Source organism: Pseudomonas sp. PS1(2021), from assembly GCF_020405165.1.
In the GTDB taxonomy this organism is placed as follows: domain Bacteria; phylum Pseudomonadota; class Gammaproteobacteria; order Pseudomonadales; family Pseudomonadaceae; genus Pseudomonas; species Pseudomonas aeruginosa.
Genome location: NZ_CP084484.1, coordinates 2,529,627 through 2,545,876 on the forward strand (window position 1 = coordinate 2,529,627; position 16,250 = coordinate 2,545,876).

A 16,250-nucleotide genomic window follows, 5' to 3' on the forward strand; every position below is an offset into this window, starting at 1 on the left:
CTAGCTGATGTGCGGAGTAGATAGGGATGTTGGTATGGACGAGGTGCTTAGACGGAGGCTGCGGGCGGAGCTGCTGGAGGTGGGGTTTCTCAACCAGTGCTGCCTTGATCTGATGGAAGCGATGGAGGCCGAGTTCAGCCTCACCGAGGACCAGCGCGAATGCATCGAGCAGCTCGGCCGATTCCTGCGGGAGGGCATCGGCAAGCTGACCGCTCTGTCTGAGCGGGTAGCCGATGGCGATATCGTCGTGCTGTGCTGATCTTTTGAAATTCTTTTGCCGCTGGCGAAACGGTTAGGGCGCGTCATTTATTGCGCAAATCCGCGCCAAATTTCGCGCCGCGCTACAAGGCCGTGTGGGATGAATAACCGCGTGCGATTACCCACCATGAAACGGGTGGGCTTCGAGGCCGCGTAGGGCGAATAACCGCTTGCGGTTATCCGCCATGAAACGCCAGCGCAGCGGCGGATAACGCCGGTGGCGTTATTCGCCCTACGGCCCGGCTCCGGGGCCGCGGGACGCATATCCGCCGTGAAACGCCGGCGCAGCGGTGTCGTCACGGTTGCAGGTAGCGGTGCTTCCAGCCTCCTTCGTCGCGGTCGTAGCGCAGGCGCTCGTGCAGCCGCTCGGTGCCGTTGCCCCAGAACTCCACCGACTCCAGGCACAGTTCGAACAGGCAGTAGCCCGGCGGGCGCGGCAGCGGGCCGTCGGTTTCCGCCAGGCGCCGGGCTTCGGCGCGCAGGGCGTGGATGTCGGCGAGGGTTTCGCTCTGCCGCGAGGCGATCGACATCGGGTGGGTCTGGTACGGGCGGCTCAGCCACTGGGCGTCGGCGCGCTCGTCGGGCAGGCGTTCGGCGCGGCCGTTGAGGATGATCTGCTGGCTGCTCTCGCGCCAGTACAGCACCCCCGAGGCCCAGGGGTTCTGCGCCAGTTCGCGGCCCTTCTGGCTATCGGCGTGGGTGGCGAACACCACCCCGCGCTCGCCCAGCTCGGCGATCACCACGATCCGCGTCGACGGCCGGCCCTGCCCGTCGACCGTGGCCAGGGCCAGTGCCCGCGGCTCGCGCACGCCATAGCGGCGGGCGCGTTCCAGCCAGTTGCGCAGCACCTCCATGGGGTTCGCCGGCGGCGCCTCGAACTCCGGGAAAGGGGCTTCGATGGTCCCGGTGAGGGACTCGGAAATGTTCGCGTTGACGCCCATCATGGCGTTCCTCCGTTCTGCCCGTTCACAGGTAGGCCCGGCCTTCGGCGAAGGCCGCGCCGTTGCCCGACACTTCCACCGCCGAGACCCGCTCGCCGGCGCCCTCGGCGCGGGCGTACATGCGCGACGGCCGGCCGATCTCGACGCCCTGGAGGATCTCGATCTGCTGCCCGTAGGGAATCTGCCGGTGGCGCGCCAGGTGGATCGCCAGCGGCCCGGCGGCGGAGCCGGTGGCGGCGTCCTCGACCACGCCGTAGGCCGGCGAGAACATGCGGCTGCGCCAGTGCCGCCCGGCGCCGGCGAAGCAGTTCACCGCCAGGTCCGGGAAGTCGCACAGCGCGCGGTGGTCGGGGTGCAGCGCGGACAGCGCGGCGACGCTCTCCAGGCCGACGAACACGTGGCGCGGGCCGTTGCGGTAGACCTCGATGGGAAAGGTCGAGCCCTTCAGGCCGAGGGCGGCGAGCAGCTCGGCCGGGCGGCTGAAGTGCTCCCAGGTGGGGATCGGCTGCTGCATGCTGCAGGCCACCACCTTGCCGTCCTGGCGCTCCAGGGCGAAGGGCACGGTGCCCATCCTGGTCTCCAGGAACAGCCTGTCCTTGTCGGTCTCGGCGCCCAGGGCGATGGCGGTGCCCAGCAGCGGGTGGCCGGCGAACGGCAGTTCGTTGACCGGGGTGAAGATGCGGATGCGCGCGTCGCCGTCCTGTTGCGGGCGGAGCACGAAGGTGCTCTCCGACAGGTTCATCTCCCGCGCCATGCGCTGCATGCGCTCGCCGCTGAGGTCGTCGCAGTCGAAGAACACCGCCACCGGGTTGCCTTGCAGCGGTTCGCTGGCGAAGGCGTCTATCACGACATATCTGTGCATGGGCTCTCCTGGCTCAGGGCCGCCGCTCGACCAGCGCGTGACGCAGCAGGTCGGCGATGATGCGCGGACCCTCGCGGGTCAGCACCGATTCGGGGTGGAATTGCATGGAGGCGAAGCGCGGCCCGCGCAGGGCATGGACCTCGCCGGTCTCGCGGTCGCGGCTGATCTCGATCGGGCCGACCTCGGGAATCTCGATGCGGTCCTGCAGGGCGCGCGCGGCGAAGGTGTTGTAGAAGCCGACGCGCTCGGCGGCGCCGAACAGGTCGATCTGTTTCTGCACGCCCTGGTTGGGCTCCTGCCGGCGTTGCAGGTCCAGGCCCAGGCACAGGCTCAGCAGCACCTGGTGGCTCAGGCACACGGCGAGGAACGGCCGGCGCTCGCTGAGCAGCGAACGGATGGCCAGGTGCAGGTGGCCGATCTTCGGCTGGCCGATCTCGGTGGGGTTGCCCGGGCCGGGGCCCATGATCACCAGGTCGTAGCCGTCGAACGAGTACGGCTCCTGGAAGCCGCGCACGGTCACCGTCAGGCCCAGCGACTTGAGCTGCTTGGCGATCATCGAGGTGAAGGTGTCCTCGGCATCGACGATCAGCACCTCGCGTCCGGACAGGTCGGCCTGCAACTGCTGGCGCTCGCTGGCGCCGCGCAGCCAGAAGTCGGCGATCGGCGCGTTGCGGCTGGCCAGCGCCGCCACCACGTGCGGGTGCGAGCCCAGGCGCTGCGGCGCCTGGCTCTTCAGCGCGGCGATCAGCCCGGAAGCCTTGGCCCGGCTTTCCGCCGCCTCGCCCAGGGGATCGGAGTGACGCACGATGGTCGAGCCGACGCCGATGCGCAGTGGCCGTCGCCCTCGATCTCGGCGGTGCGGATCAGGATCGCCGAGTCCAGCGTGCGCCCGCCCTGGCCGTCACCGCCGATCAGCGCCGCCACCCCGCTGTAGTAGCCGCGACCCTGCGGCTCGTAGCGGCGGATCACCCGGCAGGCGCTTTCCAGCGGGCTGCCGGTGACGGTCGGGGCGAACAGCGTCTCGCGCAGCACCTCGCGCACGTCGCGGCTGGTCTGGCCCTCGATGAAGTACTCGGTGTGCGCCAGGTGCGCCATCTCCTTGAGGTAGGGTCCGAGCACCCGGCCGCCGTCCTCGCAGATCCGCGCCATCATCTTCAGCTCCTCGTCCACCACCATGTACAGCTCGTCGGCTTCCTTGCGGTTGTCGAGGAATTCCATGACCTCGGCCAGGTTCGGCCCGGCCGGCGGGTAGCGGTAGGTGCCGCTGATCGGGTTCATCACCGCCAGGCCGTCGCGCACGCTGATGTGTCGCTCGGGCGAGGCGCCGACCAGGTGTGCGTTCGCCGGTGTGGACGATGAAGGTCCAGTAGGTGCCCTTCTCGCGCAGCAGCAACTGGCGGAAGAAACTCAGCGCGCTGGCCGTGGCGTAGCCGTCGATGCGCGCCTGGAAGCGCCGCTTGATCACGAAGTTGGCGCCTTCGCCGCGACCGATCTCGTCGGCGATGACCCGCCCGACCACTTCGGCGTAGGCCTCGTCGTCGAGGTCGAAAGCTTCCTCGCTCAGTTCCAGCGCCTGGTTCGGCAGCAGCGCCAGGGCCTGCTCCAGCGGCAGCAGTTCCTGCTCCAGGACCTTCAGCGCCAGCAGCGGCGTGCCGTCGTCGAGCGCCTCGAAGCCGCGCTCGGCGATCTGCCGGTAGGGAATCAGCGCCAGCAGGTCATGGCGCGGCAGGCCCGGGCCGGGCTCGTCCAGCGGCAGGTCGGCCAGGCCGTGAAGTTCGAGCGCCTCGCCGCGGATCACGTCGAGCAGGCCCGGGCCATTGCTTTCCGGGCGGTAGAGCAAGGCGAACGGCGCCGGCCGTTCGAGCAGGCGCTGCAACAGCGATGTGGGCAGGGCGTTCATTCCAGCACCTCGTCGGTGGTGACCACCATCGCGCAGCGGCTGGCGGCGTATTCCAGGGCCATGCGGTGGTGCGCCTCGCTGAAGTCGGCGATGGCGTCGGCCACCAGGAACGGCTGGATGTCGTTGGAGTAGGCGTCGACCGTGGAGATCAGCACCCCGACGTGGGCGTATACGCCGCACAGCACCAACTGGTCGCGGCCGGCGGCGCGCATCCGCTGGAGCAGGTCGGAGTGGAAGAAGGCGCTGTAGCGCCACTTGGTCAGCAGCCAGTCGTCCGGCCCCGGCGCCAGCTCCTCGACCACCTCGCGGTCGGCCGGACTGGCGCGCATGCCCGGCCCCCAGAAGTCCTTGAGCAGGCCGCGCTGCTCCTCGGTCATGCTGCCCGGCTGGGCGGTGTAGGCGATCTGCACGCCCTGCTCGACGCACCAGCGGCGCAGCCGCGCGGCGTTGGCCACCAGCCCGGCGCGCAGGCTCTCGGGCAGCGGGCGCAGGAAGTAGCGCTGCATGTCGTGCACCAGCAGCACCGCGCGCCGCGGCTCCAGGCTCCAGCGCGCCAGGTTGGCCGGCAACTGCTGGGCAGTCGGCAAGGGATAGGCGGTGATTTCGGGAATGCCGCTCATGCCACGGTCTCCAGGGGAAGGTTGCGCTCGGGATCGCTTCTGCGCCGGACCAGGCCATCACCGCGCTGAGCGCCTGCCAGGGGTTCAGCCGCGGATCGCAGAGGCTGGTGTAGTGCCGGCTGACCTGGTGCAGGCCGCTGGAATCGGCGACGCACTCGGTGACGTCGTCCGGGGTGGTCTCCAGGTGCAGCCCGGCGGCCACGCCGCCGGAGCCGGACACCGCCAGGCGGAACGCCGCCACCTCCTCGGCGATGCTGCGCACCAGGCGGGTCTTGTTGCCGCAGGGCGCGACGATGGTGTTGCCGTGCATCGGGTCGCTCAGCCAGATCACCGGGTGCCCGGCCGCGCGCACCGCCTCCACCAGCGGCGGCAGGCGCTCGCCGACCTTCTGCGCGCCCATCCGCGCGATCAGCGTCAGGCGCCCCGGCTCGCGGCGCGGATCGAGGCGCTCGCAGAGCGCCAGCAACTGGTCGCGGCCGATCTCCGGGCCGACCTTGCAGGCCACCGGGTTGAGCACCTCGGCCAGCAGCGCCACATGGGCACCGTCGACCTGGCGGGTGCGCTCGCCGATCCACGGCCAGTGGGTCGAACCGAGGTAGACCCGGCGCTGCTCGTCCTCGCGCAGCATCGACAGCTCGTAGTCGAGCAGCAGCATCTCGTGGCTGGTCCAGACCGGCGAGGCATTCGCCTCCTGCCCGGACGCGGCGTCCCAGCCCAGGTGGCGCATGATGTTGCGCGCCGCCGCATAGCCCTTGAGGATCCGCTGCGGATCGGCCCGGCGCTGCTCGGCATGGGCCTCGCGGCCGTTGACCATGTCGCCGCGATAGACCGGCAGGGTCTGCTCGCCGACCTGCTCGTGCGGCTTGGAACGCGGCTTGGCGTACTGCCCGGCGATGCGCCCGACGCGGATCACCGGCCGCCGGCCGGCCAGGCGCAGGGCGCCGGCCAGCAGTTCCAGCACGGCGGCCTTGCGCGCCACGTTCTCGGCATGGTGGTCGTCCATGTCCTCGGCGCAGTCGCCGCACTGCACCACCAGCGCCTCGCCGCGGGCGACCCGCGCCAGGGTCGCGCGCAGGGCCAGGATGTCGCCGGCGCGGATCAGCGCCGGACTGCCGCGCAGGTACGCCTGCACGTCGCGCAGGCGCGACGGATCGCCCCATTCGGGTTGCTGCAGCGCTTCGCAGCGCCGTACGCGTTGCAATAGATCGTCCATGGTGGGTCCCCCTTCGGCAGGAGATATCGTTTCGATCAAGTGGGAATGCCTTCGCGTTTGATCTGCGGGACCGGAATGCTCAGGGCGCGCAATTGCTGGAAGACGTTCATGAATTCGCGGTTGCGCTTGATCTTGCCGTCGTCCAGCTCGAAGGAATGCAGGAAGTGGTTCTCGTAGTAGCCCTCGGGATAGCCGGGGAAGAGGATCTTGCCGTGGCCGTCGCACTCGACCCAGAAATGATTGGGATCGTCGGTCTCGAAGACCTTGATGTTGTACCACTCCCAATCCGGGAAGCATTTCAGCGACCACACCGCGTGCTCGGCCAGCTTGTCCTTGCCACGAATGACGATGGGCGAGCCGGTATCGGTGGTCCATAAACCGCCACAGCCGTCCTCGACGAAAAGTTCATGGCGGCGCAGGCGATCCTGGCCTTTGGTGTTCATATACTTGACCACCGTCTCGCGATTCTTCCTGCGCAACTCCACGGCGTCTTCGAAACCTTGGGGAATGGCATTATCGAGCATCGTCATATCTCCTCTTGAATTGGAATAAACATTAATCAGGTGGGAATACCGTCACGTTTTATTTGTGGAACGGCTATTCCCAATGCACGCAATTTCTGCATCGGGTTCATGAACTCGCGATTGCGTTTTATCCGGCCGTTCTCGAGTTCGAAGGAATGGATGTAGTGGTTCTCGCAATAGCCCTCCGGATACCCCGGGACCAGCGCCTTGCCGCGCCCGTCGCACTCGACCCAGAAGTGGTTCGGATCCTCGGTCTCGAAGATCCGCACGTTGTGCCACTCCCAGTCGGGGAAGCAGCGCTCGAGCCACTCGGCGAGCCGCCTGAGGCTCTCATGGCCCCGGAAAACCAGGGGTTCGCCGCTTTCCGTGGTCCAGTTGCCGGCGCAGCCGTCCTCGACGAACAGGCTGTGCCGCTGCAACCGTTCGGCCCCCTTCATGCGCATGTAGTGCTCGACCGTGGCACGGTTGCGCCGACGCAATTCCAGGTTGTCGGTAAACCCTTTCAACCGTTGGTACTCTCGCATGGTGCGAATCTCCGCCAGTTCGAATCGACTGGCATCCATACCGGAAAGAAGACATCGGGATGACAGGCCGGAGAAATTGCCGTGAAGCTTTTTCCGGGCAAAAGTTGCCCGCTTCGGAGCGTCTCCAAAGTTTCAACTAATGCCGAATTGCCATGACCGAATGTTTCGCCTGAAACCCAGTTGTAACCAGATTTGACAGGGGACAAACTTATAAACGCTTTTTTGCAATAGCCATAACCCCTTAAAAATTACAGGTGTGGGGCATCGATTCCGTTCTATTCTTTGGCCGGTTTGCCAAGCGCCCGGAAAGTTGCACTAGCGTGCCGGACAACAGGAGGACGGGCGCAATGGCGAAGGGGGCAGCGGGGAAACGCTGCCGGTGGGAAGGCTGCGCTCAGGCGACCGGCGCAAACGCTATCCGGCCATTCGGTGAATGGCCGGACGCTTGCGCGGCGGCCTCGCTAGGCGACGAGGCGTCGATTCAGTTGAGCAGGCCGATGGCGTAAGCCTTCATGGTGGCCTCCGCCTTGTTGCTGGAGTTGAGCTTGCGCATCGCATTGACGATATGGAACTTCACCGTGCGCTGGTCGATCGACAGGATCAGGCCGATCTCGCCGTAGGTCTTGCCCACCGCGGTCCACTTGAGCATCTCGGTTTCCCTGGCGGTCAGGCGCACATTGCTTTCCGGGACGATGCGCGGCGCCAGCAGGTCGCCGAAGGTAGCCTGCAGCATGCTGGTGATCCAGAGCAGGAAGGATTCCTTCTCCAGGATTTCCGTGGCGGCGATGCTCTCGCTGGAACGCACCAGGGACAGCATGCTGATCAGCCCGTACTTGCCGCGGACCGGGATCGACCAGCCGTGACGGATGCCGTGATGCAGCGCTTCCTCCCAGAAGAAACGGTTCTCCTGGAAGTCTTCGCCATTCCAGATCAGCGGGGTGTATTCCAGGAGACCATGGCGCACGATCGGGTCGATGGATGTGTAGTCTTCGGAGATATATCTGCTTTTCCATTCCCCTGGGTAATTGGACAGGAAATGATATTTAGGTGCGGTCAGCGGGAAAGGCGCCCGCGCACCGAATGAAAAGAATTCGAATCCATAATTACCGCATATCTCGAGAACCAGGGAGAAGAACTCTTCCTCGGTTGTTATTCTTGACAAAATCTCGAGATATCCCTCTCTCTCATCATGCATGCCAGCTTCACCAGTCAACAATCGATCCCGGCAGGATTCGGTTCTTCAGCGTTTTTATTCTTTTTTGTTTCCGTCTTATCCACTCATGACAATTCCCTTTATCAAGCCGGACCTGGAAGTACATATCGCCACCGGCCCTGTGCGGGTGTTCCGGACGAGGTCGAGCCCATTCGCCGCCCGCCGGGCGACGACGAAACGAGGCTGAAGAGAACTTCTCGATGAGCACGGACACGAGGCGCCGCGCAGGAACTGCGCTGGGCTGGAGGGGACGGCGCCCCGGATCTTTGCGGAAACCGTAGAACGGCTCTCCGATGGGCCTCACGGCGGTCTTTCTCATTGTTCTTCTCGCACGCTCCATCGTCGTCGGGAGAGCCTCCCGACAACAAACCTTGGCCCATGGCGGGCCTCGTCGACGAGGCTCCCCGGGGACCAGAAATGGCAACTACATACTTCCCCCCCTATCTCTCCGCAGATACCTGCCCGGAAGGGCAGGTTGTCCCTGCCGGGCTGTGACAATTTAATTCGACCAGGCATTTCATTGTCCGTGCCGATTTTCACGAAGCGCATTCTGAGGCAATTAAAAAGAGCGCTCCATTCGACCATGGACAAGCTATCCACGCCTGACCGAGATCGCCTTCCGAATATAGCGAAGCGATAACCGCAGCCTGCCGAGAAGTGCTTCAGACAATAAACAGGACGCTGGCCTTTCGTATCGATGAAAGTTCCGCATGGCGTCCGCCCCTAAGGAAGAGGAGATAAATATGATTTATTACTTGATCGGAGTGGCGCTATTCATCTTCATGCTGGAACAGTTGGTTCCCGGCTGGAAATTGCCCAAGGTGAGCACCTGGGTGGCCCGGGTGATCTTCCTCAACATCGTCCAGGTGTCGATCGCCCTGCTCGCCGGCATCACCTGGAACAAATGGATGATGGGGCACAGCCTGCTGCACACCTCGGATGCCCTGCCACCACTGCTGGCCGGCTTCGCCGCCTACTTCGTCAACACCTTCGTCACCTACTGGTGGCATCGCGCGCGCCACGCCAACGACACGCTCTGGCGGCTGTTCCACCAGTTGCACCACGCGCCGCAACGCATCGAGGTATTCACCTCCTTCTACAAGCATCCGACCGAGATGGTCTTCAACTCGCTGCTGGGCAGCTTCGTCGCCTACGTGGTGATGGGCATCAGCATCGAGGCCGGCGCCTACTACATCATGTTCGCCGCGCTCGGCGAGATGTTCTACCACTCGAACCTGCGCACCCCGCACGTCCTCGGCTACCTGTTCCAGCGCCCGGAGATGCACCGCATCCACCACCAGCGCGACCGCCACGAGTGCAACTACAGCGACTTCCCGATCTGGGACATGTTGTTCGGCACCTACGAGAACCCCCGCCGCATCGACGAGCCGCAGGGCTTCGCCGGCGACAAGGAGCAGCAGTTCGTCGACATGCTGCTGTTCCGCGACGTGCACAGCCTCCCCGGAAAAACCCAGCCCGCTCCCGTCCTGGTCAAGCCCGACGTCAGGTGAACGCCATGATTCCAGACATCGATTCCCGTCTCAGCCGGAACATATTGAAATCCATCTCGTATGGCCTCCCCCTCGCCGAAGTGGTCCCCGACCATACCTATGCGCAACTGGAAACGCGCCTCGGCGAACTGAAACGCAGGTATCTGGAGCTGCGCATCTCCCACGGCGCGCGCGAGCTGCCGTTCAGCAACTACCTGTTCTACCTGATCCTCCAGTCGCGCCACCAGGAATTCGACTTCAAGCTGCGCCAGGGCAACTCGGTGGTCACCAACATCCACCGATTCAAGAGCAAGGGACGCATCCCGTCCCTGACCACCCTGCTCCTGGCCGATGCGGTCAACGCCAAGAGCGAGCTGGAGCTCAAGCATCCGGACATCCCGCAGCTCGACCGCCACGCTCGCGACATCGAGCGCTGGCTGGCCGCCGGCAACGTCATGCCGCCCAGCGAGCGGGCCCTGCGCGGCCTGGTTGAGGCGCTGGAGCGCGCCGCTGGCGAAGGCCGTCCGTTGCACCTGGTGAGCGCGGTATGCCCGGACTACTCGCACTCCAGCGATGCCGAGGGCAAGCCACGCTACACCTTCGAGCGAGTCGGCGACCAGCCCGGCCTGGCCGGCGCCAAGCTGGTCAGCGCCGGCCAGGCGGTGGCGGAGCTGGCCAGGGCGCGCCAGGTGGAAATCCGCCACGCGATCCTCGGCGGCGAGTTCGAGTACCTATCGTTCAACCGCAACCCCGCCACCGGCGAGACCCGCGAGGGTTTCCTCGGCAAGGTCGAGCGCCAGCTCGAGCGGATCGCCGGGGCCCTGCCCTGCCCGGCCGCGACCTGCTCGTTCTTCGAGATGTGCGGCGGCGAGGACGGCTGGCACCGGGCCCACGGCGAGATCGTCCAGCGCCTGGAACAGGGCGACTACGGCCAGACCGGGCTGGACTACCCGGCCCTGGAATCGATCTTCCTGTCGCGCCTGCCGCTCTACGAGAAATGGTTCGCCAGCCAGTCGCGCGAGCAGATCTGGGCCAGCTTCGTCTCCCAGGCCGCCGAGTACGCATTGATGGGAAAACTCTTCGGCGAGCGCTTCGACAACTTCGTCGTGCTGGCCGTCGATCACTACCGGATGGAGCCGTTCTACTCGTTCTTCGCGACCGTCCCGACGCTCTACATCCGAACCGACTACCTGTAACCAGGGAGCGCCTGCGCCATGCAAGATGAACTGTTCAAGACCCGATACTCCAAGTACGGATACGGCATCGACGTGCGCCGTACCTACAAGGACCTGCCCTGCCAGCCGTTCTGGACCTGGGTCACCGGCAAGTCGCTGAACGACCGCCCGCCGCGACGGCCGAAAGACACCCTGCTCAAGCCCTGGCAGCTCTACCTGCACATCAGTTGGGGCTACGCGGTGTTCTTCCTCGCGGTGATCTACGGCCAGCAACTGCTCGCCTCGCAGCAGCCACTGTGGCTGAAGTGCCTGCTGGGCGCGTTGATCATGTGCCTGGTGGTCAACCGCCAGCGCGGCTTCCTCCATACCTTCCACTACACCACCCATGGCGCCAGCCTGGAGAACAAGGCGCTGGCCCGCTTCACCTGCAAGTGGATCCTGTCGATCCCGATCCTGCACACCCCGCGCGACGAGTACGTGAAGCTGCACGTGAACGAACACCACAGCGTACGCACCTTCAATACCGAGCACGACGTCGACCTGGTCTTCATGAAGCAGCACGGCTTCTACAAGGGCATGTCCGAGAGCGCCTTCTGGACCCGCCTGGTGCTCGCGCCCTTCCATCCGGCGCGGATCCTCGAGCACCTGAAGTTCCGCTTCGACGTCAGCTTCGTCTCCGCCCCGCGCCACGAGCGCGTCAGCCGGGCGCTCTACTGGGCCGCGCTGCTCGGCCTGGTGTACGCCAGCGGCTACCTGGAGGCGTTCGCGCTGTTCTACCTGTTCCCGATCTTCATCCTCACCCAGTACTCGTCGTGGATCCAGCACGTCTCCGAGCACCTCTGGTTCGCCCGCAACGAGCACGGCCTGCCGCGCTTCCTGCACTACGGCTCGCTGAGCTGGGGACGCTTCCTCGGCCGCCCCTACCCGGCCGACAAGCAGGGCCTGGCCTTCGCCCTGGCGTTCGTTCGCTGGAGCCTGGGCGTGCTGCTGATCGACATCCCGCTGCGGGTGTTCTCCTTCATGCAGGACCTGCCCAGCCACGACTTCCACCATCGCAAGCCGGGAGTGAACTTCTGGCGCATCGCGCCGGAGCGCGCGGCCAACGAGGCGCGCCCCTCGAAGTTCGGCCCGATGACCGAGACCTGGGGCATGTGGGAGAACTTCCTGATCCTGCGCGACCACCTCTGCCGCGGCCAGTCGGACCCGTTCGGAATCGTCGACTGGTACCGCGAGAACCATGCCCGGCTCGCTCCGGAGACCGATGCCGCCAACCAGCCCCACACCAACCAACCCGCATCCCAGGCTACCGCCTGATCACACAGGAAACCCCATGAATACTCAGATTGCCCAGATCACCCAGAGCCTGGCAGCCAACGGCTGCGCCTATATCACCCCCAGCGACGCGCTCTACGACGAGCAGGACTGGGAACTGATGAACCAGGTCCTGGCCAACTCGACCCTGCCGTGGGAGAAGATCCTGATCGGCGACGCCGACGAGGAGAACGACCTCTACGTGGCCCGTTTCATGACCGACCGCGACCGTCCCACGGTGGTCAACCATGCGCTGTCGGAGCTGATCATCCCGCGCGTCTGCAACGACAACGTGATGAGCCTGTTCCGCAAGCTGATGGGCGACGACGCCTTCTACGTGCGGCGCATGCAGGTGAACCGGATGAAGGCCGGCTCGTTCATCGGCCGGCACCTGGATACCGACAGCAACCCGGACTACCAGTACTCCATCGTCCTGCAGCTCGGCACCTACTTCGCCGGCGGCCAGTTCGTGGTCTACGACCGCGATGGCAACCTGCGCAACGACATCAAGCCGGAGCCGCGCTCGGTGATCATCAGCGATTGCAGCTATCCCCACGAGGTCCAGCGGGTGACCGCCGGCGAGCGCGTCTCGCTGGTGTTCTTCGTCAGTCGCCATGCGGACCGGAACCGGCGGGTCTATTGACCCGTCGGCGTGGAGACTCGAAGCGATGTCGAAGAACGCACGTTACGCCTGGCGCCTGTCCCTCGGCGGCCTGCTGCTGGGGCTAGTGGCCTGCGCGGTCTACCTGCTGGCCGTCCCGCTGGGCTTCAAGTACGGCGAGATCCAGGTCGGCCATGGCCTGGAACACGAGGGGCGGATCGCCTGGGACGCCGCCGGCGTCCCGCATATCCGCGCGCAGAGCCTGGAGGACGGCTATTTCCTGCTCGGCTACAGCCACGCCAGGGATCGCCTGTGGCAGATGGAGTTCGCCCGCCGCTATGCCGGCGGGACGCTCTCCGAAGTGTTCGGCGCCAAGACCCTGCCGATGGACAGGTTCGCCCGCACCCTGGGCTTCCGACGCACCGCCGAAGGCATCTACGCCAACCTGGACGCGCCCACGCGCGTCCTGTTGCAACGCTACAGCGACGGGATCAACGCCTACCTGGAGCTGGCCCCGGCGGCGCTGCCGCTGGAATTCAGCCTGGTGCGCCACGAACGGCCGGGGCCTTGGGGGCCGGTGGACAGCCTGTCCCTGCACCTGCTCTATTCCTGGACCCTGAGCGCCAACCTGGGCATGCAGTTGCAGCGCCTGGCGCTGGCCGAGCACCTGGACCTGGCGCGGATCAACGAGGTGTTCGCCCCCTATCCGGGCGAGCGGCCCCCGGCCACCCGCGACTACGCCAGCCTGTACCGCTCCCTGCGCGGCACGCCGGACGCCGGCAAGCTGCTGGGGCAACTGCCCGGTTCCAACGTCGAGGGCATCGGTTCGAACAACTGGGTGGTCTCCGCCAGCCGCAGCGCCACCGGCAAGCCGCTGCTGGCCAACGATCCGCACCTGCGCCTGACCAACCCGGCGGCCTTCTACCTGGCCAGCCTGAAGATCCCCGGCCTGAGCCTCACCGGCGCCAACTTTGCCGGCGCCCCGCTGTTCGTCATCGGCCATAACCAGCGCATCGCCTGGGGCTACACCAATACCGGCTCGCACATCCAGGACGCCTACCTGGAGCGCATCGATCCCCAGGACCCGCGGCGCTACCTGACCCCGGACGGCTACCGGCCCTTCGAGACGCGCCTGGAACGCATCGCCGTGCGCGACGGCGAGCCGGTCTCGCTGGAGGTCCGCAGCACCCGCCACGGCCCGGTGATCAGCGACATCTACGAACCGGCGCGGCTGCCGCAGGCGCAGCGCGACCGGCTGGTGATCGCCCTCGCCTGGACCGGCCTCGACCATCACGACAAGACCTTCCCGAGCCTGCTGGCGATCAACCGGGCCGAAGGCTGGGAGCAGTTCCTCGACGCCGCCGCCGACTTCGGCGTACCGCCGCAGAACATGGTCTATGCCGACGTCGAGGGCAACATCGGCTACGTCTCCGCCGGTCGCGTACCGCTCCGCGGCGCCGACGACGACCTCCATGGCCTGGCCCCCTCGCCCGGCTGGGAGAGCCGCTACGACTGGGTCGGCTACGTTCCGGAAAGCGCCAAGCCACGCAGCCTCAACCCGCGCGAAGGGTTCATCGCCACGGCGAACCAGCGCATCGTGCCGCCCGACAATGCCTTCGACTTCGGCCACGACTGGGTCCTGCCCTACCGCTACGACCGCATCCGCGAGTGGCTCGGCGGCCCCGGCCAGCGCACCCTGGAAGACAGCCTGGAGTTGCAGAACGACGAGTTCTCCAGCGTGATGGCGAGCCTGTTGCCGAAGATGCTGGAGCAGGTCAGCGACCCCGAACTGCGCGCCAGCGAGGCCTTCGCCCTGCTCCAGGGCTGGAACCACCAGGCCGCCGCCGACCTGGCCGCGCCACTGATCGCCGGCTACTGGGTACGCGCCTTCACCCGCGAGCTGCTGCAACCGAGGATCGGCACGCAGTTGCTGGCCAGCGGCTGGAACCAGCGCAACTACGACGGATTCCTCCGGCTGATCCTCGACGGCCAGGCCGACCTGCGCTTCTGGTGCGGCCAGGAACAAGGCTGCGACCTCAAGCTGAACCAGTCGCTGCGCCGCGCCCTCGACGAACTGCGAGCCGCCCACGGAAGCGCGCCGGACGGCTGGAAGTGGGGCGAGGCGCACGCCGCCCTCGCCGAGCACGTGCCCTTCCACAAGACCCCGCTGCGCGCGCTGTTCGACCTGAAGAACAACAAGGGCGGCGACAACTTCAGCGTCAACGTCGGGCGCTTCGACTACAGCGACCCGGCCAACCCGTTCAACACCCGGATCGCCGCGACCCTGCGGATGGTCATCGACCTGGCGGACTTCGACAACTCGCGCTACGCGCTGTCCACCCGCAACTCCGGGCTGCCGTTCGACGGCGCCACCGACCTCAACGAACTCTGGGCCCGCGGCGCGTACATCCGTATCGCCGACGACGCCCCCGACGCGACGGACCGCCAGTTGGTCCTGCGCCCTTCAGCCCCTTCCTCCGGCGAGCCACGACCATGACCAGCGATCCGCAGAAAAACGCCTTCGACCTCGACTACTCCAGCCGCGAACGGCAGTTCCCCGAGGGCTTCAAGCGCAAGATAGTCGCCGACCTGCAAGAGGGAATGCCGCAGTTCGACGTGCTGCAATACTTCGGCAACCAGCCGGATATCTTCGAGACCTACGACCACCTGGTATTGGCGACCGACCCGGAGGGCGAACGGATCATTGGCATCCTGGGCGCGAAGGACTTCGTCCGCGGCTCGACGCGCTTCCTCTACCTGTGGACGGCGATGGTGGTCGACCGCTACCACCGCACCAGCCTGTTCAAGCGGATCAACCAGTTCTTCCTGCGCCAGGTCAGCGAGCGCAACGGCGGGCTGCCGCCGCTGATCGTGGCGAAGACCTACAACCCGGTGGTCTACAACATGTTCCGCGCCCTCAGCGCGCGGATTCCGGGAGCGACGCTGTACCCGGACCTGGAAGCGCCGCGCCAGAACCCGGACATGGTCGACCTGGCCCTCGACGTGGTCGGCACGCTGTCCGCCAACCTGCGTCTGGATGCGGAAACCGGCCTGATACCCGGCGGGCAACGCAGCGTCGCCCCGGATTTCTTCCCGCGCATGGCGATGTCCAGCCACGCCAGGACCAACGACCACTTCGTCGCCCACGTCGGCAGCAGCGACCAGATCCTCTGCATGGTCCGCCTCGCGCCCGGTGCCGAACCCTACGTGCAGCAGAGGATCATCCGGTGAGCGGACTCGCGCAGCGCTCCGACGACCCGTGGCTGGCGGCGCTGCCGGCCGCGGTGCTCTACGGCGCCTGGGCGGCCTATGCCAACCAGGACGGCGGCCTGGCCGGGATGGGCGTCGCCGCCCTGCTCCAGGGCGCCGCGAGTCTCCTGGCGACGCGCTTCGGCCTGTACCTGTTGCAATGTCTCGGCCGCCGCCACGGCCTTGCGCAACGCCAGGCGCCCCTGCTGGTGGTGCTCCTGCTGACCGCGCCGATGGCCGCGCTGCACTGGCTCTCGGGCACGCCGCATCCATTGGCGAGCGTGGCGCCATCGTTCGTCATCGGCTGGCTCTACTTCGCCCTCTGGGCGCGCCGCCGCCCGGGCCGCCGGCAAGCCAGCGGAGCCTAGC

General features: G+C 66.3%; 14 protein-coding genes and 2 pseudogenes. 8 read left to right on the top strand and 8 right to left on the bottom strand.

Going from position 1 to position 16,250, the window contains the following annotated elements:
• Nucleotides 1–34: 34 nt before the first annotated feature.
• Complete coding sequence (locus LE197_RS11970; protein WP_010791890.1) at nt 35–259, top strand: hypothetical protein; 225 nt, start codon at nt 35–37, stop codon at nt 257–259.
• A gap of 295 nt (nt 260–554) precedes the next feature.
• Here the strand turns inward: LE197_RS11970 and phzG are convergent, their stop codons facing one another.
• The 8 genes and pseudogenes from phzG to qscR all read right to left on the bottom strand — a co-directional run bounded on the left by phzG (nt 555) and on the right by qscR (nt 8,037).
• Nucleotides 555–1,199: a phenazine biosynthesis FMN-dependent oxidase PhzG gene (gene phzG / locus LE197_RS11975; protein WP_003112073.1), complete on the bottom strand. Its 645-nt coding sequence runs from the start codon at nt 1,197–1,199 to the stop codon at nt 555–557.
• A gap of 25 nt (nt 1,200–1,224) precedes the next feature.
• Nucleotides 1,225–2,061, bottom strand: coding sequence for a phenazine biosynthesis protein PhzF (gene phzF, locus LE197_RS11980; RefSeq protein WP_003093628.1), 837 nt, complete (start codon nt 2,059–2,061; stop codon nt 1,225–1,227).
• 13 nt (nt 2,062–2,074) lie between these two features.
• A pseudogene (phzE, locus tag LE197_RS11985) lies at nt 2,075–3,961 on the bottom strand (phenazine biosynthesis protein PhzE).
• Nucleotides 3,958–4,581, bottom strand: coding sequence for a phenazine biosynthesis protein PhzD (gene phzD, locus LE197_RS11990; protein ID WP_003093625.1), 624 nt, complete (start codon nt 4,579–4,581; stop codon nt 3,958–3,960). Before phzD ends, phzE begins: the two are co-directional and overlap by 4 nt.
• 13 nt (nt 4,582–4,594) lie before the next feature.
• Nucleotides 4,595–5,794: pseudogene (gene phzC / locus LE197_RS11995) on the bottom strand (phenazine biosynthesis protein PhzC); the annotation flags it as partial.
• Between the two features lie 35 nt (nt 5,795–5,829).
• Nucleotides 5,830–6,318, bottom strand: coding sequence for a phenazine biosynthesis protein PhzB (gene phzB / locus LE197_RS12000; protein WP_003115119.1), 489 nt, complete (start codon nt 6,316–6,318; stop codon nt 5,830–5,832).
• Nucleotides 6,319–6,353: 35 nt separating this feature from the next.
• Nucleotides 6,354–6,842 carry a phenazine biosynthesis protein PhzA gene (gene phzA, locus LE197_RS12005; protein WP_003450170.1) on the bottom strand — a complete coding sequence of 163 codons (489 nt, stop codon included), beginning with the start codon at nt 6,840–6,842 and terminating at the stop codon, nt 6,354–6,356.
• A 481-nt stretch (nt 6,843–7,323) separates the two neighbouring features.
• Nucleotides 7,324–8,037: a quorum-sensing transcriptional repressor QscR gene (gene qscR, locus LE197_RS12010; protein WP_003118960.1), complete on the bottom strand. Its 714-nt coding sequence runs from the start codon at nt 8,035–8,037 to the stop codon at nt 7,324–7,326.
• A 761-nt stretch (nt 8,038–8,798) separates the two neighbouring features.
• On the opposite strand from qscR, the gene LE197_RS12015 reads away from it, so the two are divergent.
• Genes LE197_RS12015 through LE197_RS12045 form a run of 7 tightly spaced genes read left to right on the top strand, consistent with a single transcriptional unit; the run spans nt 8,799 to nt 16,249 of the window.
• Nucleotides 8,799–9,566 carry a sterol desaturase family protein gene (locus LE197_RS12015; RefSeq protein ID WP_003102692.1) on the top strand — a complete coding sequence of 256 codons (768 nt, stop codon included), beginning with the start codon at nt 8,799–8,801 and terminating at the stop codon, nt 9,564–9,566.
• A gap of 5 nt (nt 9,567–9,571) precedes the next feature.
• Complete coding sequence (locus tag LE197_RS12020) at nt 9,572–10,741, top strand: hypothetical protein (protein ID WP_003088150.1); 1,170 nt, start codon at nt 9,572–9,574, stop codon at nt 10,739–10,741.
• Nucleotides 10,742–10,759: 18 nt separating this feature from the next.
• Complete coding sequence (locus LE197_RS12025) at nt 10,760–12,034, top strand: fatty acid desaturase (RefSeq protein WP_003102695.1); 1,275 nt, start codon at nt 10,760–10,762, stop codon at nt 12,032–12,034.
• Nucleotides 12,035–12,050: 16 nt separating this feature from the next.
• Nucleotides 12,051–12,674, top strand: a complete 624-nt coding sequence (locus LE197_RS12030) for a 2OG-Fe(II) oxygenase (RefSeq protein ID WP_009314568.1) — start codon at nt 12,051–12,053, stop codon at nt 12,672–12,674.
• 25 nt (nt 12,675–12,699) lie between these two features.
• Nucleotides 12,700–15,129, top strand: a complete 2,430-nt coding sequence (locus tag LE197_RS12035; RefSeq protein ID WP_003144639.1) for a penicillin acylase family protein — start codon at nt 12,700–12,702, stop codon at nt 15,127–15,129.
• A complete protein-coding gene (locus LE197_RS12040; protein ID WP_003102703.1) occupies nt 15,126–15,863 on the top strand; it encodes a hypothetical protein in 738 nt (245 codons plus the stop codon). Before LE197_RS12035 ends, LE197_RS12040 begins: the two co-directional genes overlap by 4 nt.
• Nucleotides 15,860–16,249: a hypothetical protein gene (locus LE197_RS12045; RefSeq protein ID WP_003088144.1), complete on the top strand. Its 390-nt coding sequence runs from the start codon at nt 15,860–15,862 to the stop codon at nt 16,247–16,249. Before LE197_RS12040 ends, LE197_RS12045 begins: the two co-directional genes overlap by 4 nt.
• Nucleotide 16,250 lies beyond the last annotated feature (1 nt).